This window comes from Actinokineospora inagensis DSM 44258 (assembly GCF_000482865.1).
GTDB classification, from domain to species: domain Bacteria; phylum Actinomycetota; class Actinomycetes; order Mycobacteriales; family Pseudonocardiaceae; genus Actinokineospora; species Actinokineospora inagensis.
Genome location: NZ_AXWW01000079.1, coordinates 1 through 25,005, shown reverse-complemented (window position 1 = coordinate 25,005; position 25,005 = coordinate 1). Strand labels below are relative to the sequence as shown.

The following is a 25,005-nucleotide window of genomic DNA, read 5'->3' as shown; positions in this document are numbered from 1 at the left end:
AGCCTGGGTAAGGCTAAAAGGCGGGGCCACTGGAAAGCGTGGCCTTACCCGCCCGCCAGCTTAGGCTACCGCTCCCCCCAAACAAAACAACTTCACCACAACGGGCAGTTGGTGTCGGCGGGTTTCGAGGCGCGCGGTGCAGGTTGGTGGGCTTCGTCGATATGGGTGGGCCTTTTTTTGGGGCGTGCGGTGTGGGGGTGGCGCTTCGTCGATCGGGGCTGGCTTTCTTGGGGCGCGTGGGGTGGGGGTGGCGCTTCGTCGATGGGGCCGGTTGTTTTGAGGCGCGAGGGATGGGCTGGCGGTCTTGTCGATGTGGGTGGGGTTGAGGCGCGCGGTGCGGGTGTGGGCTCGTCCACGTTTGTTACCGGTGCGGTGAGACCGACTGGTGGTGGGGGGTGGGGGTGGGCGTGAAAGAAGACCGGCCCTGGGGCAGGGTTTCCCAGGGCCGGTCCGGGTGGACCGCGGGCCGACCGCCGGGCCGGGTCACCGGCGGTCGTCCCGCGTGGTCTTGCGGGGGTTACTTCACTTGTGGGGCAAGGGTTCTAGCAGGCTCCGAGGTCCTGCCACACGCCCCATTGGCCGCTCTTGTCGGGCTGGTCGCCCTGGGTCCACCACTTGGCCTTGTACTGGTGGCCGTTGTACGACACCGTTTGACCGCCGGTGTACACCGTTGTCGCGTTCCAAGCGGCTGCTGCGCAGGTGGATGGCTTGGTTGTCGTCGTGGTGGTTGTGGTGGTGGTCTTGGTGGTCGTGGTCGTCGACGAGGTCGGCGGGGTGGTGGTGGTAGAGGAGTTCGGCGGGATCGTCGTGGTTGTGGTGGTGGTTGTCGGGGTGGTACCGCCGGTGCCGTGGAGGTATTCCTGCGCTGCCGTGTAGGACTTGCCGCCGAAGGTGATGGTGATGTTCGACGGGGTTGTGATCGGCAGGTAGTAGGACAGTTGTACCTGGGCGCTCTGGCCGGGGGCCAGGGTCTGGTACGACGGTACCTTCAGCGAGAACCGGTGCAGGTCACCCTTGAGGCCACCCACGTTGTTGCCGGTGTGCCCGGTCGAGACCACCGACAGGCTCCAGCCGGACTGCTGCGCGATGGTCGGTGGTGCCGAGGTCCCGTAGTCGAACTGGATCTCGGTGCCGCCGGGCAGGCTGACCGCGGAGTTGTTGGTGATGGTGGCCGTCGGCGTGATCGGGTAGTTCGCGTCGCCGACCGGGAACTTGCCGAGGGTGAACTTCACGTCGAGCGTGTCGGTCGGCATGGTGATCTTCGCCTTGGACGCGCCGTACGGGGAGCTCGCCTTGAACTTGTCGTAGAGCAGCGAGGTCAGCGTGTCGCCCATGTACCACTCCTGCTTGGAGTTGTCGTAGGCGTAGTCACCGGCCAGCTCCCAGATCATCACACCGCCGAGGCCGTGGTCGACCACGTACTGGGCCTTGGTGCCGATCGACTGCTCGTTCTCCGTGGAGAGGAACACCTTCTTGGTGGAGTTCCACAGCCACGGCGCGACCAGGGTGTTGTCGTACTGCGGGCTGTAGGTGCCGGTGACCTTGTCGTCCGGGTCGTTGGCCGGGTCGAGGCCGTAGGACGCGGCGTAGTCGCCGATCTTGCCGTCCTGCAGGTTCTTGGCGTGCCACAACGGGTTCGAGCCGGAGGCGACTTCCTTGCCGTTGGCGTCGAGGTCGTGCCACAGGTTGTCGGCACCAATCGCGCCGTTGCCGCAGGGGACCTTGGAGCCGACCGTACCGCCGGTGCCCGCCGGACACTTCGTCTGGTCGGGTAGTGCCGCCTGACCCCAAAGTCCGTTGGTACCACCGGAAACGTCCTTCCAGCCCCGCGTGTAGTACGGGATGCCGAGGTTGATCCGGCCCGCGCCCATCGCGCCGCGGAAGTAGTGGTACGCCCAGTCGCTGTTGAGGTAGCCGAGTTGGCCGTACTGCTGGGTGGTGTAGTACTGCCAGAAGTTGAGCTCGGCGTCCTTGCCGTCGTCGTAGAGCGCCGCGTTCGGGCCGACGAAGTTGTTCCAGGAGCCGTGCAGGTCGTAGGTCATCATGTTGACGTAGTCCAGGTACTGCGTGATCTGGTACGTCTCCATGCCGCGCAGCATGTAGCCGGAGGACGGCGCGGCGACCGAGAGCATGTAGTACTTGTTGTCCGCGGCACTGGCCGCGTCCAGCTTCGCCCGCACGGTCTTGATCAGCGTGACGAAGTTGGCCATCAACTGGGCCCGGCGCGGGTTGGAGAAGTTGAAGTCGTCCGGGTTGCCGGAGTTGTTCATCGACGTGGCGTACTCGTAGTCGATGTCGGCGCCGTTGAACCCGTACTTGCGGATGAAGTCCACCGTCGAGTCGGCGAACGTGTTGATCTTCGCCTGGGTGTCGGTCATGGTGTAGAAGCCGCCGTCGGCCACGCGCTTGCCGTCCGCGCCGAGGTAACCGCCGGTCTCCGCCCAGCCGCCGATGGAGATCAGCGTCTTGACGTTCGGGTGCTGCTTCTTGAACTTGGTCAGCAGGTTGAACTCGCCCTTGTACGGCAGGGTCGGGTCCATCTCGGCGCCCGCGACGCCGGGCCACTCCTCGCCGATCGAGGGGTTGTCCGCGGTCGGGTCGCCGACCGAGACCTTGCCCTGCCCGTCGATGTGGGCGAACGCGTAGTTGATGTGGGTGATCTTGTCCCACGGGATGTTACTGGCCAGGTAGGCGGGCTGGCCGTTCTTGCCATCACGCCAACTGGTGAAGTACCCGATGACCCGGCGCTGATGGTCGGAGCCCATCTTCTCGCGGCCGTCGGTGTCGTAGGCCGAACAGTAGGGCACCGCGAGGTTCGCCGTGGTCGCCAAACCGTCGGGACGACAGTCGGACTGGTCGGCGGCGGCAGCGGAGTTGCCCGAGGTCGCGGCGACCGCGACGGTGATACCGGAGAGCAGAGCCAGCAAGAGAAACAGGGGGAGGCTCTTTCTGCTCACGCTTCACCTCCTGGGGGACACGTGGTGCAGGGATGCAGGGTTGTGCATGAGCGTAAGTGGTCTAAACCAGCTAACTCAACCGGTCTAGACCAATTATTTCCTTCCCAGTTCCCACGGACTTCACTCACCGGACATCCGATCATCGCGTGAATCGCCGGCGAACCCGGTCGCCGGACCGTCCTATCAGGACGATCAAGTCGAGGTGATCCCACTTTCCCAGAAGCGACATAGCCCTCCGCTATGCATTGTTGGGATGGGTGCGCGGCGATCGGAGTACGGCACGCTCAGTGAGATCCGATCGCGCGCTGTGCACCACGGCGGCGTGCGAGCCGCAGCGCGGCCCCGACCGGCACCGGCCACCGGGGTGCTGGGCCGCCACCGACGCGAGGAGGTGCGCGCCGTGTCGTTCGCACGACGCTGCACACTGGCGGTCACCGTGGCCACCGCGACCGCCCTGGCAGGCACCTACCAGGGCGCCGAGGCCGCCCCGACCGCACAGCCCCAGCCGTCGCCCACGTACGTCTACCGCGTCGACGGGGCCGCGGCGAACGCGAACGCCTTGCTGCGCGCCGGATTCGACGTGTTGGAAGACCGCAAGGGCGACGACCTCTTCGTGATGGGCAAGTCCGTCGTCGGCAACCGGTTGCAGGCCAACGGATACCGGATCAGCGTCGAGCAGGAGCTGCCGCCGGTGCGGTGGACCAACCCGCTGCGCGCGGGCCAGGCCCCGGTCCTCGACGCCGCGGTCGCCGAGGAGACCTACTTCGGCGGGTACCGCACGGTCAACGCGCAATACGCGCACATGGACCTCGTCGCGAACACCCACAGCGACCTCGCCGTCGTGATCGACTACGGCGACTCCTGGCGCAAAACCCGTGGCACCGGCGGCTACGACCTCAAAGCCATCTGCATCACCAAACGCACCCCGGGCGACTGCGCGCTCAACCCGAACGCGCCCAAACCCCGGCTGTTCGTGCTTGGCCAACTGCACGCCCGCGAGATCACCACCGGCGACATCGCCTACCGCTGGATCGACCACCTCGTCGACAACTACGGCACGGACCCCCAGGTCACCAAGCTGCTCGACACGACAGAGGTGTGGGTCGTGCCGATCGCCAACCCCGACGGCGTCGACATCGTGCAACGCGGCGGCAACCGCCCGTACCTGCAGCGCAAGAACGCCGACACCGCGAACGGCACCAGTTGCGGCACCACCGGTGGCAGCAGCCAGGTCGGCGTCGACCTCAACCGCAACACCAACACCGGTTGGGGCATCGGCAGCACCCCGCAAGCGTGCGCCGAGACCTTCCGCGGCCCGAACTCGAACTCCGAGGTCGAGGTGCGGGCCCTGCAAGGCCTCTGGCGCACCCTCTACCGCGACCGCCGCGACACCGGGCCGTCCACGCCAGCGCCCGCGGACACCACCGGCATGGTCATCAGCATGCACAGCTACTCGAACATGGTGCTGTTCCCCTGGGGCTACAACTCATCGGTGAAATCGGGCAACGACACCAGCCTGCGCGCGATCGCCCGCCAAATGGCCGCCCTGGCAGGCGGCTGGCAATACGGACAACCCGGCGAAATCCTCTACAACGCGGGCGGCTCCACCGACGACTGGGTCTACGACGACCTCGGCGTCGCAGGTTTCGCCTGGGAAATCGGCGGCTCCGCGGGCGGCTGCGCCGGCTTCACCCCGCCCTACTCCTGCCAAACCAGCGTGTTCTGGCCCAAAGTCAAATCCATGCTCACCTACGCGGGCACCAAAACAGCCCGACCGTACTCGAGCCCATGACCCGGGGGCGCCAGATCGAGGCAGGGGCGGCGGCACCCCCACTCCCGCGGCGGCGATGCCTGCGCCGGACCGCGGGAGCACCGGCGAGGACCGGGCGCACCCTCACGCGCCCGGTCCTCGCGAACTCACCCGGTGCAGTTAACCCAATCGGTGGACACGCCCGGGGGGCCACCCGCTACGGTGTACCCGTTCCCGCGTGCAGGCGCCTGACCGCGCGGAACGCGTTCCCGGGTCCGCGCCCTCGCTGTGACCCGAGCGCCCAGTCTGGCCGTGTCGTGCAGGGGCACGGCCAGACTCTGGGTACCCCTTGTCCACAGAGAGCGTGGACCGGGTCGTCCGGTGTTGTCTCTGGGGGGCGACCCCCCAGACCCCCACGGTGCGGCGGGCGGCGGAACCAGCGTGGTTCAGTTGACCGACCGACCGAGCGTGCTCGCTCGGGCCTGTCGGCCCTCACATCGGTATGTAACCAATGGGCTTGGCGCCCGCGGTTTGGCGGGCGGCGGAGCCAGCGTGGTGCGGTTGACCGACCGAGCAGGTTCGGTTGGCACTCGGTTGTGCGGCAGGGGTGTGGGCTGGTTTCTACGGGTGGGGACGAAAACGATAGGGTGTCCATCGTGGACGCTGTTCGGGTTGTCGCTGCGGTGGCGAGTGGGGTGATGGGGGGAGTTTTCCTCAGTTTCTCGGTTGCGGTGATGCCTGGGTTGGGGCGGGTGCCTGCCGTGCAGGGGGTGGCGGTGATGCGGGCGATCAATCAGGTGATCGTGAACCCGGTGTTCATTCCGCTGTTCGTGGGGACTGGGGTTGTGGGGGTGGTGGCTGCTGCGGTTGGGGGGTCCTGGGTGTTGTGGGTGGGGGCGGGGCTCTACGTGGTGGGGGTTTGGGGGGTGACGGGGGTGCGGAACGTGCCGTGGAACCGGGAATTGGAAGCGCTCCCGCCGGGCACCGCCGAGGCGGCCGAGTACTGGGTCGGCTACCTGCGGCGGTGGACGGCGTGGAACCACGTTCGAACGGCTGCCTCGACAGGAGCGGCCGTGGCGTTCGTGGTCGGGTGACCCACGAGCGGGGGGCGACCAACCGCGCGCTCCCCGCACTGGTGTCGATCTTGACCGGCGGGCCGCGCCTGCGGAAGCCGCCGAGCGAACCAAGTGGGTTGATCCGGAGCGAGCCTGCGGCCGCTTCCTTGGCGGGAGGGCTTGCGGGGGCGCTGGTTGGTGGGGTGCGCCAGCCGCTACAGGGGCGTTGACCTGGGGTGTCAGGTGGCCAGCCGCTTGGCGAGTGGATCTCGCGTGTGCTCGCGGGGTGCTCGCCGGGCCGTGACGGGGAGCTGCCGGACGTGCGGCGGGGGCTTAGTGGCCGTTGGTGGGGACGGGGTGGGAGTCGCGGGAGCGGCGGCAGAACTCGACCACCAGATAGTCATTGGCATCGTGGTCATTGGCGTCGGCATTCGCGAGGAAGATGCGGAGCAGAGCCTCGGCGGCGTCATCGTGGTCGACAATGACCGGGTCGCTTACCGAACGCACGCAGTCGGTGTCCGAGAAGACGTTCTCGCGCATATCCCCCACCCCCCTCGAGGTACCGCCCAGTGGCGGTCATGCAGCCAGAATGCCACCCGAACGCCACGACGTGATCACGATCGGGTGAACTCACCCGATCTTTTTCGCAACCCCGTGTCGGCATTGGCCCACCTACCGGCATAACACGGCCGAACGGGGTATCACGCGGCGGATTTATAAACCCAAAAGTGCAACTTGCAGGAGCATTTTTCAAGCCGCAAAACCATAGCATGTGACCATTACATGGACGATATGTTAGCTGAGGTCAACGTTCAGGTTTGGAACGTCGGATCCGATCGTCGATCCGGCGGCGGGCGCGGACACAGCCGCTAAGGAAGTCGCGAACGGTACCCGCAGCTCAGCGAGTCCGCCAGACTCGAACCAGTGGTGAGCAGGGCTCAGTCATCACAACCGATCACAGTTGGTTTCACAGAGTGACCACAGGTCTACACCTGTAGCCGCATCGCGAACCCGACGGTCGGCCTCGGCCGAGGTCGCTCGGTGCCGCGCACGTGGTAACTCAAACCACTGACACCCCGACCGTCGGCCGGTCGCACTGCTCGGCGGTGGAGCGCTCCCCCTTGTCGGGCAGGCAACCGACCGTGCCAACAAACCGCCGCACGGCCTGAGCGTTCGACCCGCTCCGGACGAGGCGGTTGGCAAATATCGTCTGTTCAAGTGGACACGATTCCGGGGCGCGATCGACGGTGGATCGTCAACCCCTGAAACAGGTCGGGCAACCCGTATTCGACCGGGTCGATAAGGGTCTCGCGCGAGGCGGCCGTCCAGAGTGCCGCACCGTGCAGGAGAACGCCAGGACGTTCGCGGAATTGCCGAAAGCCGTCATCCGGATGCCGTAAAGATCGGTAACGAACCGGTAACGACGTGCACTTGTGCATTTCCCAGGTCCCCGGATGCGAGAACTGTGTGGTGGCACCACGCCCGCCGTGGCACCGGATTCCCGGTCCCGCAACGCTTTCCAGGAGGCACTGTGGTCTCGTCCCGGCTCACCGTCCCGCGCGCGGTTCTCGCCGCCGCGCTGGTCTTCGGCGTCGCCGCGTGCGGTTCCGATTCCGGCGGCGGAGCGGCCCCGCCGGGACCGGCGGCGCTCGACGGCGTCGGACCGATCAGCCTGGTCACCGGCAAGGACACCTCGGGCAACCTGCAGAACCAGGTCGACGAGTGGAACTCGGCGCACCCGGACCAGAAGGTGACCGTGATCGAGCTGCCGGAGGACGCCGACGCGCAGCGCCAGCAGATGGTGCAGAACGCGCAGACCGGGTCCGCCACCTACGGCGTGCTCAACCTGGATGTCGTGTGGACGGCCGAGTTCGCGGCGAACCAGTGGATCACGCAACTGCCGGACGCGGAGTTCCCGCTGGACAAGCTGCTGCCCGAGACCGTCGAGACCGGGAAGTATTTCAAGCACCTCTACGCCGTCCCGATCACCTCCGACGGCGGCCTGCTCTACTACCGCAAGGACCTGTTGGACGCCGCCGGGCTGAAACCGCCGACAACGTGGGCGGAGATGGCCCAGGACTGCGCCAAGGTGCTGCCGTCGAATCCCGGGGTTTCCTGCTACGCCGGGCAGTTCGAGAAATACGAGGGCCTCACCGTCAACTTCAGTGAGGCGGTCAACTCCGCCGGTGGCAGCGTCGTCGGCGACGACGGCAAACCGACCCTCAACACCGATGGCGCGCGCAAGGGCTTGCAATTCCTGGTCGACGGTGTGAAATCCGGTGAGATCCCGCAAAAGGCCCGCACCTTCAAGGAAGAAGAGGGCAGGCGCGCGTTCCAGGCCGGGGAATTGCTGTTCCACCGCCAGTGGCCGTACCAGTACGCGAAAGCCAGCGCGACCGACGGTTCGTCGACGGTGGCAGGCAAGTTCGCCGTGGCCCCGCTCCCAGGTCTGGATGGCCCCGGCGCTTCCTCGCTGGGCGGCCACAACTACGCGATCAGCGCTTTCACCAAGAACAAGAAGACGGCGCTGGAGTTCATCAAGTACTCCGCGAGCGAGGACCAGCAGCGCAAGAACCTGGAAAAGACCTCGCAGGCGCCCACCTGGGCCGGGCTTTACGACGACCAGGCGCTGGTGGCGAAGTTCCCGTACCTCACGGTGTTGAAGAAGAGTATCGAGAACGCCAGGAAACGACCCGCGGTGGTCAAGTACCAGGAGGTCTCGCAGGCGATCCAGGACGCCGCCTACGCCGCGATGAGCGGGGCGACGCCGGTCGACCAGGCCCTGCAATCGCTGCAGGGCAAATTGGAAACCCTGACCAAGTGAACCCGGCGGGCGGCGGGGTCCCCAGCCCCGCCCCCGCTTTCCCGGAGGTGTGTCGTGGTCACGCTCGCCCCGGTCGAACCGGACCCGGTCAGACCCGCCGCGGGCGGCCGCCGCAGCGGCACCGGTCGGTTGGCGGCCCTGCTGGTTTCCCCCACGTTGTTGGTGCTGGGGCTGGTGGTCGCCTACCCCATCCTGTCCGCCATCCGGCTTTCACTATTCCAGCGAAACGACGGAATCGACCCGGAAACCGGACTTCGGCTGGCAGGCGACCGTTTCGTCGGGCTCGACAACTTCACCGACATGTTCACCGGCGACACCGCGAGCCGATTCCTCAACGCGCTGGGAAATACGACGTCGTTCACCGTTGTCGCCGTGTCGATCGAGGTCGTCATCGGTGTGCTGATGGCCTTGGTGATGCACCGCGCGTTCCGCGGCCGAGCACTGGTGCGGGCGGCGATCCTGGTGCCGTGGGCGGTGCCGACCGCGATCGCGGGCCTGCTCTGGCGGTGGATCTTCCAGGCCGACGGGGTCGCCAACGACCTGCTGCCCGGCCCGCCGGTGCTGTGGACGACCGACGGGGCGCAGGCCTGGTTCGCCGTCGTCATCGCGGACACGTGGAAAACGGCGCCGTTCATCGGTTTGCTGGTGCTGGCCGGGTTGCAGGTGATCTCCTCGGAAATCTACGAAGCAGCCCGCCTCGACGGCGCGGGACCATGGCGCACATTCTTCTCGATCACGCTTCCGCTGGTGAAACCGACACTACTGGTGGCGGTGCTGTTCCGGGTTTTGGACACCCTGCGCATGTTCGACCTGCCGTACACGTTGATCGGGCCGGGCAAGAACGCCACCGACACGGTGACGGTGCTGGCCTTTGAAGAAGCGGTGAAGTTCGGGAAATATGGCCCAGCATCGGCATACGCGGTCGTATTGTTCATTTACGTGGCTTTGGTGGCTTTCGTTTTCGTGCGACTGCTCGGCGCGGACGTTTTCGGGAGATCGCGATGAGGGCCCGCTACCTCGGCATCGGCGCGATCGTGGTGTACTGCCTGGCACCGTTCTACTGGATGCTCGTGTCAAGCCTGCGGCGCACCAACGACATCTTCGACTCCGGCCCACTGCCCGATCCGCTGTCACTGGAGTCCTACCGCGCGGCTTTCGCCGCCCACAACGGTTTCCTACGGTCCCTGCTGAACAGCTTCATCGTGGCCGGGACGACGACAGTGCTGGTACTGATATTCGCCACCTTCACCGCATATGCCTTGGCCCGCTTGGAGTTCCGCGGCAAAGGCGTGGTACTGGCACTGATCATCGCGACAAGCATGTTTCCCGGGATCTCACTACTGGTCCCGCTGCTCCAGTTGTTCTCCCAAATCGGCTGGATCAACACCTACCAAGCCATGATCGTCCCCAACATCGGCGGCGTACTCCCTCTGGCGGTGTGGAACCTGACCGCGTTCTTCCGCCAGATGCCCTCCGAATTGGAAGAAGCCGCCCAAATCGACGGCTGCACCCCCACCGGCGCCTTCCGCCGAGTCATTCTCCCACTGGCCGCACCGGGCGTGTTCACCACCGCGATCATCACCTTCATCGCGGCATGGAACGAGTTCATCATCGCCCTGTCAGTAGTAAACGACAACACACTGAAGACAGCACCGGTGATCACCAGCCAATTCACCGGAACCACCACATTCGACTCCCCCTTCGGCACCCAAATGGCCGCAGGCGTAATCGTCACCATCCCCCTCGTCATCCTAGTCCTCCTCTTCCAACGCCGAATCGTCACCGGCCTCACCGCAGGCGGCGTCAAGTAGACCGAGCACGAGCGACCGCAAGCCACGGGTATCTATGTGCACGGAACTGATTGAAGTCGCCATCGCCCGCCTCAGCACGAATGCGAGCGATACCGACCACCATTCAGCCCACTTGTGTGCCCCCGCTTCAGGCCCCAGTCACCCAGGCCAGTGGAGAACAGCCCCGCAACGCGGGGAAAACACCCGTGCCTTCATGCCGCACATCGTCGCACTGACACAGCCCCGCAATGCGCGGGGAGGACTTCTCCCATGCTCGCGTCATCGGCCGCGTGGCCGGAACAGCCCCGCGCGCGGGGAGGACGTGCTGCTGGTGGTGAGGACGTAGGCGGACGCGGGAACAGCCCCGCGTGCGCGGGGAGGACGGCCGGGCATTAGCCGGGTGTCGACGGGTCCGGGGAACAGCCCCGCGTGCGCGGGGAGGACCACGTGCCGCTGGTCATCCGGTATACGCGGCCGGGAACAGCCCCGCGTGCGCGGGGAGGACTTGGCCGAATGGACCGACCCCGCCGTCCTGGCCGGAACAGCCCCGCGTGCGCGGGGAGGACTGCCCCGTGAGGAACACGGCCATCCCGGCGTGGGGAACAGCCCCGCGTGCGCGGGGAGGACGTCGCCGGACAGGTCGTAGCCGCCGACGTAGAAGGGAACAGCCCCGCGTGCGCGGGGAGGACCCGTGTTCACCGGCCACTCGTTCGCACCAGGCGGGAACAGCCCCGCGTGCGCGGGGAGGACCAGCCTTCGGCGGCGGCTTGGGTGACTGCGGTGGGAACAGCCCCGCGTGCGCGGGGAGGACACTTTCGACAACGCCGACGCCGATTTCGCCATGGGAACAGCCCCGCGTGCGCGGGGAGGACATACAGCTCGGATTGCGGCGCCGCCGCGGCGGTGGAACAGCCCCGCGTGCGCGGGGAGGACCCAGGTCCAGGCCGCCGCCGTCATGGCGCGGCAGGGAACAGCCCCGCGTGCGCGGGGAGGACGCGTCCGCGCATGCGGGCGGCGTCGTCGAGGAGGGAACAGCCCCGCGTGCGCGGGGAGGACAAAGCCGACTACTGGGGCGAGGCGCTGCAGCAGGGAACAGCCCCGCGTGCGCGGGGAGGACGTCAGCAGGTAGTCCGACCCCCCGGGGTCGACGGGAACAGCCCCGCGTGCGCGGGGAGGACACTTCTTGACCTGCACGTTTAGAGCGACCAGGGCCGATTTTCATTCACTTCTGCCGCCCAGAGCCACATGCTGTCCATGATCCCACACCCCACGATTGCCAGTCGGACCCTCGAGACTTCGCCATAGACCCTTGCGGTAGGCGCGCCCCAGCCATCAGAAGGGGGCAGAGTGACCCAGGTCACCCATCCTCGGCAGGTCGGGGTCGTTGCCGGGGAGAGGATTCGGGACCATTGCTAGCCTGGTTCGGTTGTCGGCACATCCCCGGAAGTGAGACGGACCACCCATGCTGGACCGCGCGGTCATCGATGCCCTGTTCCCCGCTGACCTGCCCGAACCCGAGCACTGGGAGCGGCGCTACCCGGCCAGGCAACTGGACGACGGGGCGAAGGTCACCCGGTTTGGTCCCTCACCGACCGGGTTCGTGCACATCGGCGGCATCTACGCGGCGATGATCAATCGGGAGGTGTCGACCCGGTCGGGTGGGGTGTACCTCGTGCGGGTGGAGGACACAGACCAGGCGCGGGAGGTTGAGGGGGCGTTGGCGCAGTTCGCGCGCGCGTTCGAGTACTTCGATCTTCACCCGGACGAGGGGGATGACCGGGGGGATTACGGGCCGTACCACCAGTCGCAGCGTGAGTCGATCTACCTGACGTACGTGCGGCACCTGCTGCGCCAGGGCAAGGCGTACCTGTGCTTCGCGACCAAGGACGAGCTGGCCGACATCTCCGCGCGGCAGCAGGCGACCAAGCTCCCCACCGGCTACTACGGCAAGTGGGCCATCTGGCGCGACGCCGACCCCGCCGACGTCGCCGCGAAGCTGGCCGACGGCGCGCCGTACGTGGTGCGGTTCCGGGTGCCGGACGACGCGGTCGGGCAGCGGGTGCGGTTCACCGACGCGATCCGGGGCGAGCTGGAGCACGAGGCGAACCGGAACGACACGGTGATCCTGAAGTCGTCGGACACGGCGCTGCGGCTGCCGACGTACCACTTCGCGCACGCGGTCGACGACCACCTGATGCGGGTCAACCTGGTGATCCGCGCCGAGGAGTGGATCTCGTCGGTGCCGCTGCACCAGCAACTGTTCGCCGCGCTGGACTTCGAGCCGATCACGTACGCGCACATCGCACCGTTGATGAAGCAAATCCCCGGCGGCAAACGCAAATTGTCCAAGCGCAAGGACGTCGAGGCCGGCGTCGACTTCTACATCGAGGCGGGCTACCCGGCCCGCGCCATCCTGTACTACCTGCGCGGCCTCGCCAACGGCCGCCTCGCCGAGGTCCCCCTGGACGAGGCCCTCGCCGCCCCCATCCACCTGGACCAGTGCGGCGTCGCGGGCCCCCTTGTCGACCTGGTCAAACTCGAAGACATCAGCGCCGACCACATCGCAACGTTGAGCAGCACCGAGGTCTACGACGCGGTCCACACCTGGGCAACGCAATACGACCACGAACTCGCCTCCGTCCTCGACGCCGAACGCGACCTCGCCCTCCGCGCCATCTCCGTCGAACGCGAGGGGGTCGACAACCCGCGCAAGGACCTCCGCAAATGGTCCGACTTCCGCGGCGCCTACGGCTTCTTCTTCCCGCAACTGTTCACCCCCCTCACCGGCCCCGACGACGACCGCCTCACCCCCGTCGGCCTCACCCCCGAGGTGGCCACCACCTTCGCCGGCGACTTCGCCGAGAGCTACCAGCAACTCGACGACCAACCGGAATGGTTCAACCAGATCCGCGAGCTGGCCACCAAACTGGGATTCGCGCCGAGCCCGAAGGACTTCAAGAAGAACCCAGATGCCTACCCAGGCTCGATCCGAGAAGCCTCGCAGTTGGTGCGCGTCGCATTGACAGGGTCGACGCGCAGCCCCGACCTGCACGCCATCACCCAGGCGCTCGGGCCGGATGAGGTCTTGCGCCGGTTGCGCGCCTTGGCGAGCTGACCGGTGATCGACCGGCAGACGACTCGCTGGTTCGGTCGGGTGTCAGCGGGGTGTGGGATCGTGTACGGGCGTGGAGCCGGGCGGCAGAAGTGAATGAGAATCGGCGGTGCCCGCTCTAAACCCCCAGGTCAAGAAGCGTCCTCCCCGCGCCTGCGGGGCTGTTCCCCGTCGTGTTTCTTCTCCGCCCATCCCATGGGTGTCCTCCCCGCGCCTGCGGGGCTGTTCCCTCCTGCCCGCGTTCTCCAGTCTGGGAAGCATCGTCCTCCCCGCGCCTGCGGGGCTGTTCCGCTGCCCGGCTGGGGTCGCCTGGCCGCCGATCCGTCCTCCCCGCGCCTGCGGGGCTGTTCCCGCCGCTCACGGGCTTGCCGACAAACGATCATGTCCTCCCCGCGCCTGCGGGGCTGTTCCCTATCGCGCGTAACCCTTTCGAGTGAACAGTGAGTCCTCCCCGCGCCTGCGGGGCTGTTCCGGCCGCGTGATGGCCCGGACCCCCATCGGCAAGGTCCTCCCCGCGCCTGCGGGGCTGTTCCCTGCACGTGAGGATGCCAGGCGACTTGGTCTCCGTCCTCCCCGCGCCTGCGGGGGCTGTTCCCATGTCGTCCGCCCCTGCCGAGCCCGGTCGGTGGTCCTCCGCGCGCCTGCGGGGCTGTTCCACGACCTGCGGGGCTGTTCTCGTCAGATGCACCCGGTGTGTCCAGTCCTTGGGGTGTCGTCCCCGCAGGCGACGGCTGTGATCGGATCACCCGGTTGACCACTGGTGGCGACGCGGACTCTGGATATCGTTCAGGGGCGTGTCCACCCAGCGAGGAGGCCATGTCCATGACCGCTGTCTCCGCTCGGCTCCGCAGAGGCCGCGACCTCATCGACCCTGATCTGTTCGACCGCGTGGCCAAGCGTGTGGCCGCTGACCATCCGGAGGTCGCCGGTTTCGCGGATAGGATCGTCGATCAAGCGCTCGCGTTTGTGGCCGCTGCCGCAGGTCAACCTCGTGAGGGGCTAGTGCCGAGTCCCCTGGTCGACCTGGCCTGGCACCAGCTTGTCTTGCGCACCAAGGACTACGCGGATCTCTATGATCGGGTCGGGCGATTCGTCCACCACGTACCGGATGACGATCGCGCCGCCACGCAGGACGGTTCCACGTCGTCAGGAGCGGTAGCACGTACCATCGAGGCGATCAGCGCGGCTGGGTTCGCGGTCGACCCACCACTGTGGCTGCGACAAGGCACCTGTACGTCCTGTCATGAAGAGGGCGGATGCCGCAGTGGCGGTGAGGACGGAAACGAGAATTCCGATACGCGCAGAAAGCCGCCCGGCAGTTAGGAAACTCGAATGAGGTGGGCTGAGGCGCCGAAGGCTGTGTGCGAGATGGTGACTGCGCGCCTCGGGTCTGTCACCTCCGTCGTTGATATCACGGTCGGTGGCAACTCGGATCTCGCGGTGGTGGTTACCTCTGCCGGGGGTGAGCGGGTGTTCGTCAAGGCGGTGCGCGGTGTTCGTCGGCAGATGCGGTGGTTGCGCAATGAGATCGTCGGCAACGCGGCTGCCCGTGGGCTTGCGCCGGCCGTGTTGTTCCACGAGGACATCGCGGCGGAGGATGCTGTTGACGATCAGCCGTGGCTGGTAGTCGGCATGGAGTACGTCGGCGGGCGTGCCGTCGACCTGTCCCCCGGCTCACCTGACCTCGACGTAGTCGGAGCGACCCTGGAGCGCATCGCGGCCATCCCGGCCCCGACCGGGATCTGGCCACTCAGCGCCCGATGGGCACCGACGGACTGGTGGCACCGATGCGCCGAGAACTCCCCCGCTGACGTGGCGGGATACGACATCGAGCAGATGACGCGAATCGGCGCCGACGTGCCACACCTGGTCAGCGGCGACCGACTCGTCCACACCGACCTGCACGGCGATCAGATCCTGCTCACCCCAGACTCCCAAGTCCGCGTCATCGACTGGGGGTATCCGGGCGTGGGCGCGCCCTGGGTCGACACCACCCTGATCGTGCTACGCCTGATCGAGGCGGGCCACCGTCCTGCCGAAGCGGAAGCATGGGGACGGGGCCTCCAGATGTTCCGCGACCTCGACCCCGACATCGTGGACGCGTTCGCGGCCTACACCGGTGGCCTCTGGACGCACTTCGCCATCACCAGATCGGGCTCGCCCCACGGCGCCAGGGTCGCCCGGCAATGGGCGACCTGGCGCATCGAGCGCCGCGCCCAGGCCCCAAACGCAGCGGGATGACAGCTTGGAGTCTGTCCACTCCACGGCCCAGGAACGCAGGCCTGTTCCCCGCAGCCACCGACAGGGCAAGGCGTCCATTGAGGCCAGGCAGATGGCATGTGGCCACGTCAGGGGCAGTAGTCCTCGCCATCTACTATGCATTCGGCGATCTTCGCCGTCCCCGCGCACGCGGGGCTGATCCCGGGTACGAGCCGTGGCTGGGAACAGGAGTACATGTTGTCCCCGCACACGCGGGGCGTCAGTGCAGCAGTTGCGTGGCCTGAGAGAACATCCAGGCCACGCAACGCTCTAGCCCATGCCGGTGGACCGCTGAACGTACGACCGGACGAACATCATGCGACGTCGCCCGACAGGGCTATCTACATCCAGGCGAACCGGATCAGGCTCATACCCCTTGCGCGGCGGCGCGACCCCGTGACATGATCTTGGTGTCGAGATGAGTGAGCGCAGGCGGACCCCGGCAAGGAAGCCGCCTGCGCGAGTCACCCTCACGGTCAATCAAGAAATCTTCGGAGGAAGACACGTGAATGCTAGCGCAATAAGACCTGGGGAATCAAGTAAGTACACGATACGAATGTGGATCGTCATCAGTTCGGCGGTTGTGACGTCGTGTGCCACGATCGTTGGCCATGCCCTGTTGATGTGGGCTCCGCTAAGCCAGGCGAGGCCAACTGGCCTGGCCGTGGCAGGCGGCGTGGCTCTCGCGATCGCTGGGGCATCGGCGACCTTCTGGTCGGTGGCAGCGAACGCTAGGCACGTTTTGTCTAAACGCTAGGCACCCATTGTCTTAGGGGCTGACGCGTGGTCGGGCAGTCGCCCGACCACGCGGCTCGGTGTCGAGCGACATGCACGCGTCCCGGGACGGCTTGACAGTGTCTCGACAACTACGTGCCAATCACTCACCACACGCATGCGTGTTGCCAGGCGCACGGCAGAATTGCTGGGTAAGTCGCCTGCAGACGCTGGCGGCATTGGGCCGATCGGATGAGTCTGGGCCGTTGGTGCAACGCGGGGGCGGCGGCGACGATACGCAGGGCATCGAACACGAGTAAGAGGAGCAGCTTGCTGGATGGAGAGTTGGCTGGCTGTCTGGGGGAAGTCCGTTCTGGACGACGCGAGGTGCGCGGTGGCCGAGTGGCTGCCGTTGCACCAGCACCTTGACGACACTCATGGTATTTCCGAGGCCTTGATGAGGCACTGGGTTCCCACTCCCGTGCTGAAGCGGATCGCCGAGGATCTTGGGGGGAGTGTGGAGCGGGCGCGGCTGCTGGTTGCGTGGTGTGCGGCTGTGCACGATGTGGGGAAGGCCAGTCCTGCGTTTGCCGTTCAGGTTCCGGTTCTCGCGGGTCGGATGCGGGAGGTTGGGCTGGGGAGTCCGGCGTGGATAGATCGCACGCCGATGCAGCGGCAGGTGAACCATGCGCTTGTGGGGCACGTGGCGGTGCAGGAGTGGTTGGCGGGGCTGGGTTTTCACTTCCGAACCGTCGCGGAGCAGTGGGCGTCGGTGGTGGGGTCGCATCACGGGGTGACGCCGGGGTTCGGGCAGGCGCGGGTGGTGCAGGAACAGGTGGAGTACCGCGGGACGGGTGAGTGGGAACAGGCGCGGAAGGCCATTCTGGATCGGGCGGCGGAACGGGTCGGGGGGCGGGAGCGGGTTGCCGAGCTGAGCGGGTTTCGGCTGACGACACCGGCTTTGGCGCTGGCGACTGCCGTCGTGATCCTCGCGGACTGGATCGCGTCCAACTCGGACTTCTTCCCGTTGCGGGCGATCTCCACCTTGCGGGAACCAGACGCGGTCGACGACGGCAGGACCGCGGCGAGGTTGCGGGACGGGTGGGAGCGGCTCGGCCTGCCGGGGCGGTGGATCGCGCCGGTGCCAGGCGATCCGGAGGACACCTTCACCCGGAGGTTTGGGCGTACGGGCATGCGTGACGTGCAGCGGGCTACCGTGGAAGCGGCGGTGGAGCTGGGCGGGCCGGGGTTGCTCGTTGTGGAAGCGCCGATGGGGTCGGGCAAGACTGAGGCGGCGCTCCTGGCGGCGGAGGTCTTGGCGCACTCATCGGGGGCGAACGGGTGTTTCATCGCGCTGCCAACACAAGCGACCACCGATGCGATGTTCTCCCGGGTGCATTCCTGGCTCAGGAATCTGCCCGGCGGCGCGACCGTCTCCCTCGCACACGGCAAGGCGCATCTGAACGACGAGTACACCGGCCTGGCTCGGGGGCGGTTCAACTACGTCGGCGCGGACGACGCGGTCACTGTGCACGACTGGTTGCAGGGTCGGAAGAAGTCCGGGCTGGCGGACTTCGTGGTCGGGACCATCGACCAGGTCTTGTTCGCCGGGTTGAAGTCCCGACACCTCATGCTGCGGCACCTGATGTTGGCGGGCAAGGTCGTTGTCATCGACGAGGTGCACGCCTACGACGTCTATATGTCGCAGTACCTCGACCGGGTACTGCACTGGCTTGGCGCCTATCGGGTGCCGGTGGTGTTGCTCTCGGCGACCTTGCCCGACGTCCGGCGACGGAGGCTGATCGCGGCGTACGAGAGCGGGCGAGGTGTCAGACCTGAGCGGGACGCCGAACACCCTGGCTATCCGGTCATCTCAGGCTCGCACGGCATAAAACCGCGTGTGCTGCCGCTGCCAAAGACGTCCACAAAGGTCACCATCGATCGCATTCCGGACGACCTGGACAGGCTCGTCGGCTACCTGACCGAACACCTCACCGACGGCGGCTGCGCGGTCGTAGTGCGCAACACGGTCAAACGGGTTCAAGAAACCGCCGACAAGCTGATCGAGAAGTTCGGGGCCGAGCAAGTCAGTGTCAACCACGCACGCTTCCTCGCCTGTGATCGAGCCGGCAACGACCGGGAGTTGCTGCGCCTGTTCGGCCCGCCAGGGCAAAGCACCGACCGACCTACGAAGCACATAGTCGTTGCGTCGCAGGTGGTCGAGCAGTCACTGGACATCGACTTCGACGTGATGGTGACCGATCTCGCGCCGATCGACCTGATCTTGCAGAGGCTTGGGCGGCTACACCGGCACGATCGTCCGGATAGGACAAAACCGGCGCACTGCGCGGTTACCGGGGTCGATTGGACGAGCACGCCTCCTCAGGCCGACGCAGGTTCCCGCAAGGTGTATCTGGACCACCAACTCCTGCGGGCAGCGGCGCTGCTGGTCGAGCAGGACAAGGGCGAGCAGGACAAGATCGCACTCCCCCACGACATCGCCCGACTCGTGCAGAGAGCCTACGGGCCGGACGAACTCGGTCCGTTGCCGTGGCGGGAAGCGATGGTCGCCGCCGAGCGCGAAGCCGAGCAGAAAGCCAGGGATCGAACGCAAGCGGCGAAGACGTACCTGGTCCCCGAGGTGTCGAACAAGAGCTTGGTGGGATGGCTGGAGTTCGACGCGGGCGAGGCCGAGGATGACACGGCGAAGGGGGCCACGATCGGATCGGCGCGGGTGCGGGACGGATCGCCTTCGCTTGAGGTGCTGGTGGTCCAGCGGGACGCGCAAGGCAACCTGCGCACACCGGACTGGATCGCGGAGGGCGGCGGCGAGCTGATCCCGACGACGGGTGAACTGCCGTGGCACCTGACCCGAACGATCCTGGCCTGTTCACTCCGCTTTCCCCGAGCGCTGAGCCACAACGGAATCATCGACGCGGTCATCGCCGATCTGAAACAGCAGCTCCCGCTCCAAGACAACCCAACCTGGCCCCTACGCGGGCAACTCGTTCTCGTCCTCGACAACGAGCGCTTCGCCCAGGTGTGTGGATTCCGACTCACGTACGACAAGGATCGTGGACTGCGGCATGAGCAAGTCTGACCCGTTCAACCTGCTCGACGAGGACTGGATCAGCGTCAGGTGGGATGACGGCGTGGTCCGGGACGTCTCGGTGCGCACCGCGCTGGCCGAGGCCCACCAGATCCTCAACCTCGTGGGCGACGTACCCACCCAGGTGTTCGCGCTGACCCGGCTGCTGCTGGCGGTACTGCACCGCGCGACGGACGGCCCGCGCGACGAGGACGACTGGGACGACCTGTGGAACGCCGAAACCCTGCCGGACGTCACGTCCTATCTCGACAAGTACCGGGACCGCTGGGACCTGTTCCACCCGGACACCCCGTTCTTCCAGGTCGCAGGCCTGCACACGGCCAAGGGCGAGATGTCCGACCTCAGCAAGTTGATCGCTGACGTCCCCAATGGACAGCCGTTCTTCACCAACCGGATCGGCGGCAGGCTCCGGCTCTCCCCCGCTGAGGCGGCGCGTTGGCTGGTGCACTGCCACGCCTACGACCCGTCCGGCATCAAGTCCGGCGCGGTCGGCGACCCCCTCGCCAAGAACGGCAAGGGTTACCCGATCGGCGTCGGCTGGTCTGGCAACCTCGGTGGCATACTGGCGGAAGGCAGCACGCTCCGGGAAACCCTTGTGCTGAACCTGGTCCCTCGGACGTTGCTGGAACTGACCGAGGACGATCCGCCGCCGTGGGAACGGGACCAGCTCGACCCCGAGTGGGGCGAACGGCCGCCGACCGGGCCGGTCGACCTGTTCACCTGGCAGAGCAGGCGGATCAGGTTGCACCGGGACGGCGACTGGATCACCGGCGTGCTGATCTGCAATGGCGACAAGCTTGGTCCGCAAAACAAGCACATCTACGAGGTGCACACCGGGTGGCGGCGCAGCGAGGCCCAGGAGAAGAAGCGGCGGGACGGGCTGGTGTACATGCCGTTGCAGCACAACCCGGAACGAAGCACCTGGCGCGGCCTGCAATCCATGCTGCCGGAAGCCAAAACCGAGTCCACACGGAACCGAATGGCGTCTCGTGGCGTGGAATGGTTGCAGCGAGCGATTTACAACAGGTCGTTGCCCGTGGACCACCCCATCGCGCTGCGCACCACGGGGATCAGCTACGGCTCCAACCAGTCGGTGATCAGCGAGGTCGTGGACGACAGGCTGAACATTCGAGCGGTGCTGTTGGCCCAGGACGCGATCGAGTTGCACAGGACGGTGAAGGAGTCCATCGCGGCGGCTGAGGACACTGCCGCCGCCGTCGGCAAGTTCGCCCAAGACCTGGCCACTGCTGCCGGATCACGTGAGCCGGATGGGCCGCGCAAACGCGGTGCGGAGTCCACCTACGCGGCCCTCGACCCCAAGTTTCGTACCTGGCTGGCAGCCCTGGGGCCGAGCAGCGACCCGGCGGAGGAAGCTGTTGCCTGGCAACACATCGCACGCGCGGTCGCAAGGACACTGGCCGATTCCCTGTTCAAAGCCAGCCCAATGCGGGCCTGGGTTGGCACTACCATCAACGACCGGCTGATCACCTCGACACATGCCCGAAGGTGGTTCGACATGGCGCTGGACAAGGCACTCCCCCGCCTGCGGCAAGATCCTCCGGCACCGGAAGGGACGTCATGACCACCAGTCAGTCGGCGAGCGCGCCCAAGGCTGAGAAGCCACTCGGCATCGCCGCGATCGTCGCCAAGCGGGTGAGCCAGTTGCAGCGCGGCTACCTCGATGACCGTGCCGAGAGTGTGGCGGCACTGGCCAAGCTGCGCCGAGGAGTGGGGAAGCCGACCGGCAGTGTGCTCGACATCCTCGACTACACCACGCACGAAGAGTTCATCCGGGAATGGAACCGGGACGAGCCGAGCAAGGCCGAGCATGCCGCGCACACCGCGATGACGCTCTACGCCGTGCACCAACAGTCCCAGCGCACGGGGATGCACTATCCAGAGTGGACCCTTGGGCGGTCCATCCGTGAACTGATACCGAAAGACGCCATCCTGAAGGCCGACAACGCGATCGTGCGCAGGTTCGCCAGGTTGGGGACGGCGGACAGTTACGCCGAACTGAGCCACCACCTGCGCGGCATGGTGCAACTGTTGCGTGCGGAGCGCGTGCGGCTGGACTACGGACGGCTGGCGTTGGACCTGTTGCTGTGGCAGCTAGACGACCGGGCACCGCAGGTCCGGCAGCGTTGGGGCCGCGACTTCTACTTCCCGCGACGCGTAGCCGCGTCCACTCCAGACGAACCGAATACCACGAGCTGAGGAATCACGTGCGCACGATCATCGACCTCCACGTTCTGCAGACCGTCCCGCCGAGCAACGTCAACCGCGACGACACCGGCAGCCCGAAGACTGCCACTTACGGCGGCGTCGTCCGGGCCAGGGTGTCCAGCCAGGCCTGGAAACGCGCCACCCGGGACGCGTTCCGGGACCTGCTCGACAAGTCCGACCTGGGGGTGCGGACCAAGCAGGTGGTGGAGCTGCTGCGCGACGAGATCACCCGAATCGCGCCGGAACTGGCCGACCGGTCGGTTGAGCTGGCCACCGCGACGCTCAAGGCGGCGAGCATCAAGGTCGTCACGCCGCGCAAGAAGGAAAAGGAAGCGGCAGAAAAGAAAGAAGCGTTGGAGGAGTCGGAGTTCCTGCTGTTCCTGAGCTATCGCCAGGTGGAGAACCTGGCTGTGCTGGCCGTGGAGAGCGCGCGGGCCGCAGGCGAGGACGCGGTGAAGGTCGATGCGTCGGCCGCGAAAGCGCGCGCGGATCTGACGCACTCGGTGGACGTGTCGCTGTTCGGGCGGATGGTGGCCAATGCGACCGATCTCAACGTGGAAGCGGCGGCCCAGGTCGCGCATGCGTTGAGCGTGCACGCGGTGGCGAACGAGTACGACTACTTCACCGCCGTTGACGACCGCAAGCGTGACGACGACAAAGAAGACGCGGGCGCAGGCATGATCGGAACGGTGGAGTTCAACTCCTCCACGCTCTACCGCTTCGCGAGTGTCGACGTCGACCGCCTGAACGGCAACCTGGGCGACCTCGCGGCCACCCGGCGGGCGGTGGAGGCGTTCACCCGCGCGTTCGTGACCAGCATGCCGTCCGGTAAGCAGAACACCTTCGCCAACCGGACCTTGCCGGACGCGGTGGTGGTCATCGTGCGCGAGACCCAGCCGATCAACCTGGTTGGCGCGTTCGAAGAAGCGGTGCGGGACAACGAGGGCGGCCGCATCGCCGCGTCACTTGTCCGGCTTGCCAAGTATGCCACCGAGGTGCAGGAAACCTACGACGAGACGCCGGTTGCGGCGTGGGTGGTCGGAGTCGGTGAGCGGGCCGGGCTGCTTGCCGGGATCGGCGAACGGGTGAGCATCGACGGGGCGGTGCGTGGTCTGGGCGACCTGGTCGACGAACGGCTCGCGCCGTGACCACGTTGGTGCTGCGACTTGCCGCACCGTTGCAGTCGTGGGGCACGAGCAGTCGGTGGGTCCGGCGCCTCACCGACCGGCAGCCGAGCCGGAGCGGGATCATCGGGCTGCTCGCCGCCGCCCAAGGCCTGGAACGGGACGCACCACTGGAGAAACTCCGGGAGTTGCGGATTGGGGTGCGCGCGGACCAACCGGGGTTGGTCGAACGGGAATTCCAGACCGCCCGCACCCGTGACGGTAGCCAGTCGATGCCGTTGTCGGAACGGTACTACCTGGCTGACGCGGTGTTCGCCGTGGCGATCGAGGGCGATCCCGGTGTGCTGGCTGGTATTCGGGAATCGTTGCGGCGACCCAAGTTCCCGGTTTACCTCGGTCGTCGGTCCTGTCCACCCGCCGGGAAACTCGACCACGGCCTGCACGACGGCGGCGTCTTGCAGACCCTGCAGACAATTCCGTGGCTGGCTTCAGCGGCGGTGCGCAGCGCCTGCACGACGCCAACCGTGTCACTGATGATCAGCCACGACTGTCCACCCAAGACACTGGGCAGCGAGTCGGTGCGGGACGAGCCGATCTCGTTCGACCCCGGCCACCGCCGGTACGACTGGCGGTCGGTGCTGCGCGGCTACCACGAGATCGAAAACCCGGACTGGACGCCCGGCCCTGATCAGCACGAGCCGATGGACCTGCTCGGAGAGAACACCTGATGTACCTGACCCAAATCGAGATCAACCCGAAGCGGCGCGGCACCCGACACCTGTTGGCGTCACCGCAACGGATGCACGCCGCCGTACTGGCTTGTTTTCCCGCCGACGAACGCGCCGCGACCGCCGGTGGGCGGGTGCTGTGGCGGGTCGACCAGCGGGACGATCGGACGCTGCTCTACCTGGCCAGCCCGCACAGCCCCGACCCGACCGTGCTGGTTGAGCAGGCGGGCTGGGAGGGCAAGACCACGTGGCGGACGTTGCCGTATCAGCCGCTGCTGGAACGGCTCGCGGCGGGCGAGACGTGGGCGTTCCGGCTGGCGGCGAACCCGGTGCGCAACAAGGCCCTCAAGCCGGGTGAGCGGTCGAAGCGCCTCGGTCACGTGACGGTTGCCCACCAGCAGGACTGGTTCGTCCGCCAGGCGGAACGGCACGGGTTCAGCTTTGAGGAACTCGCACTGGTTGTGCGCGACCGAAAGACGTGGACGTTCAACCGCGAGGGCAGCATGGTCACGCTGGCGACGGCGGTATTCGAAGGACGGTTGACGGTCACCGACCCGGAAGCGCTGCGAGCGGCGCTAACCCACGGGATCGGGCCTGCCAAGGGGTATGGCTGCGGGCTGCTGACACTGGCTCGTTGACGTCGGGCGGATCGCGGCTCGGATGCGGGGGCTCGGGTGGCAAGGCGTGACCGAGATGGTGCACTCGCATGACTGGGTGCCGGTGGACCACGAAGGGGTTCACCTGATGCTTCGGCCGAATCCTGGTTCAGGGTTGCCTACAACTGGGTGGAGCGACGCGTCTCGACGGCGTCGGTATGGGAAGCCGCGTCAGGGGTGAGGGGGATGGCGAAGTGAATGCGCAACGTTGTTACGGTTGGTAGCGCCGCAGGTCAACAAGTGTCGTCCCCGCGCAGGCGGGGCTGGTCCCGCATGCACGGGTTGGCACCACAGCAGGGTGTCGTCGTCCCCGCGCAGGCGGAGCTGGTCCCCCGATGAGGTGGCGGTCGTGGATTGAGAGTCAGTCGTCCTCGCGTATGCGGGGCCGGGCTGAGTGGGCACGGCGGATATCGCTTGGGGCGGGTAGGGCGGGCGGTGTGGGTGGGGGGGGGGGTTAGCGGCGGTGGGGGGTGTGCCAGATGAGGTGGGGGGTGAAGTCGGGGTTGAGGGAGAGGAGGTGGAGGGCGGTTTCGGGCTTTTCGAGGCTCATGCGGAGGGGGTAGTGGGGGGAGACGATCTCGCAGCGGGGGCGGCGGCCGCGGAATTTGAGGCCCCAGGCGATGATCTCGCCGTCGAAGGTGGTGCCGTATTGCTGGGCGATGGCGAAGAGGCGGGGGGCCGTGTCGGCGACCATGCGGTCG

17 protein-coding genes and 2 CRISPR repeat arrays are annotated in these 25,005 nt (G+C 66.8%); of the genes, 14 read left to right on the top strand and 3 right to left on the bottom strand.

Annotated elements, in window-relative coordinates:
- Positions 1–542: 542 nt before the first annotated feature.
- On the bottom strand, positions 543–2,957 hold the full coding sequence (locus H504_RS0124385) for a glycosyl hydrolase family 18 protein (RefSeq protein ID WP_026424919.1): 2,415 nt from the start codon (positions 2,955–2,957) through the stop codon (positions 543–545).
- 400 nt (positions 2,958–3,357) lie between these two features.
- Between H504_RS0124385 and H504_RS0124380 the strand changes: the two genes are divergently transcribed.
- Together H504_RS0124380 and H504_RS0124375 are read left to right on the top strand one after the other, a co-directional pair.
- On the top strand, positions 3,358–4,749 hold the full coding sequence (locus H504_RS0124380; protein ID WP_026424918.1) for a M14 family zinc carboxypeptidase: 1,392 nt from the start codon (positions 3,358–3,360) through the stop codon (positions 4,747–4,749).
- Between the two features lie 710 nt (positions 4,750–5,459).
- Positions 5,460–5,801 (top strand): anthrone oxygenase family protein, encoded by a 342-nt coding sequence (locus H504_RS0124375; protein WP_245614441.1) that lies wholly within the window; start codon positions 5,460–5,462, stop codon positions 5,799–5,801.
- Positions 5,802–6,095: 294 nt separating this feature from the next.
- Here the strand turns inward: H504_RS0124375 and H504_RS0124370 are convergent, their stop codons facing one another.
- Positions 6,096–6,302, bottom strand: coding sequence for a hypothetical protein (locus H504_RS0124370; RefSeq protein ID WP_026424916.1), 207 nt, complete (start codon positions 6,300–6,302; stop codon positions 6,096–6,098).
- A 991-nt stretch (positions 6,303–7,293) separates the two neighbouring features.
- Here H504_RS0124370 and H504_RS0124365 point away from each other — a divergent pair.
- The 12 genes from H504_RS0124365 to cas6e all read left to right on the top strand — a co-directional run bounded on the left by H504_RS0124365 (position 7,294) and on the right by cas6e (position 24,286).
- Positions 7,294–8,586: an ABC transporter substrate-binding protein gene (locus H504_RS0124365; RefSeq protein ID WP_026424915.1), complete on the top strand. Its 1,293-nt coding sequence runs from the start codon at positions 7,294–7,296 to the stop codon at positions 8,584–8,586.
- 54 nt (positions 8,587–8,640) lie between these two features.
- Positions 8,641–9,591, top strand: a complete 951-nt coding sequence (locus tag H504_RS0124360; RefSeq protein ID WP_051386209.1) for a carbohydrate ABC transporter permease — start codon at positions 8,641–8,643, stop codon at positions 9,589–9,591.
- Entirely contained in the window at positions 9,588–10,397 is an 810-nt protein-coding gene (locus H504_RS0124355; RefSeq protein WP_026424913.1) for a carbohydrate ABC transporter permease, read from the top strand. The genes H504_RS0124360 and H504_RS0124355 overlap by 4 nt, the downstream gene beginning before the upstream one ends.
- A 333-nt stretch (positions 10,398–10,730) precedes the next feature.
- Positions 10,731–11,554: direct repeats of the CRISPR family, unit length 29 nt; unit sequence GGGAACAGCCCCGCGTGCGCGGGGAGGAC.
- 284 nt (positions 11,555–11,838) lie between these two features.
- Entirely contained in the window at positions 11,839–13,491 is a 1,653-nt protein-coding gene (locus H504_RS0124350) for a glutamate--tRNA ligase (protein ID WP_026424912.1), read from the top strand.
- A 137-nt stretch (positions 13,492–13,628) separates the two neighbouring features.
- Positions 13,629–14,144: a CRISPR direct-repeat array (repeat unit 28 nt; unit sequence GTCCTCCCCGCGCCTGCGGGGCTGTTCC).
- A gap of 166 nt (positions 14,145–14,310) precedes the next feature.
- Complete coding sequence (locus H504_RS41595; protein ID WP_245614440.1) at positions 14,311–14,811, top strand: glycine-rich domain-containing protein; 501 nt, start codon at positions 14,311–14,313, stop codon at positions 14,809–14,811.
- Positions 14,812–14,856: 45 nt separating this feature from the next.
- Positions 14,857–15,729: a phosphotransferase family protein gene (locus tag H504_RS0124345; protein ID WP_245614442.1), complete on the top strand. Its 873-nt coding sequence runs from the start codon at positions 14,857–14,859 to the stop codon at positions 15,727–15,729.
- 1,069 nt (positions 15,730–16,798) lie between these two features.
- Entirely contained in the window at positions 16,799–19,561 is a 2,763-nt protein-coding gene (locus H504_RS36755) for a CRISPR-associated helicase/endonuclease Cas3 (protein ID WP_035305841.1), read from the top strand.
- Positions 19,548–21,152 (top strand): type I-E CRISPR-associated protein Cse1/CasA, encoded by a 1,605-nt coding sequence (casA, locus tag H504_RS0124335; RefSeq protein ID WP_026424910.1) that lies wholly within the window; start codon positions 19,548–19,550, stop codon positions 21,150–21,152. Before H504_RS36755 ends, casA begins: the two co-directional genes overlap by 14 nt.
- On the top strand, positions 21,149–21,787 hold the full coding sequence (gene casB / locus H504_RS0124330) for a type I-E CRISPR-associated protein Cse2/CasB (protein ID WP_026424909.1): 639 nt from the start codon (positions 21,149–21,151) through the stop codon (positions 21,785–21,787). Before casA ends, casB begins: the two co-directional genes overlap by 4 nt.
- Positions 21,788–21,795: 8 nt before the next feature.
- On the top strand, positions 21,796–22,944 hold the full coding sequence (gene cas7e, locus H504_RS0124325) for a type I-E CRISPR-associated protein Cas7/Cse4/CasC (protein ID WP_211239396.1): 1,149 nt from the start codon (positions 21,796–21,798) through the stop codon (positions 22,942–22,944).
- Entirely contained in the window at positions 22,941–23,648 is a 708-nt protein-coding gene (gene cas5e, locus H504_RS0124320) for a type I-E CRISPR-associated protein Cas5/CasD (RefSeq protein WP_026424907.1), read from the top strand. Before cas7e ends, cas5e begins: the two co-directional genes overlap by 4 nt.
- Positions 23,648–24,286 carry a type I-E CRISPR-associated protein Cas6/Cse3/CasE gene (gene cas6e, locus H504_RS0124315; protein WP_026424906.1) on the top strand — a complete coding sequence of 213 codons (639 nt, stop codon included), beginning with the start codon at positions 23,648–23,650 and terminating at the stop codon, positions 24,284–24,286. Before cas5e ends, cas6e begins: the two co-directional genes overlap by 1 nt.
- A gap of 472 nt (positions 24,287–24,758) precedes the next feature.
- Here the strand turns inward: cas6e and H504_RS42130 are convergent.
- Positions 24,759–25,005, bottom strand: a 247-nt coding sequence (locus H504_RS42130) for a hypothetical protein (protein WP_051386208.1), incomplete at its 5' end; no start/stop codon positions are given.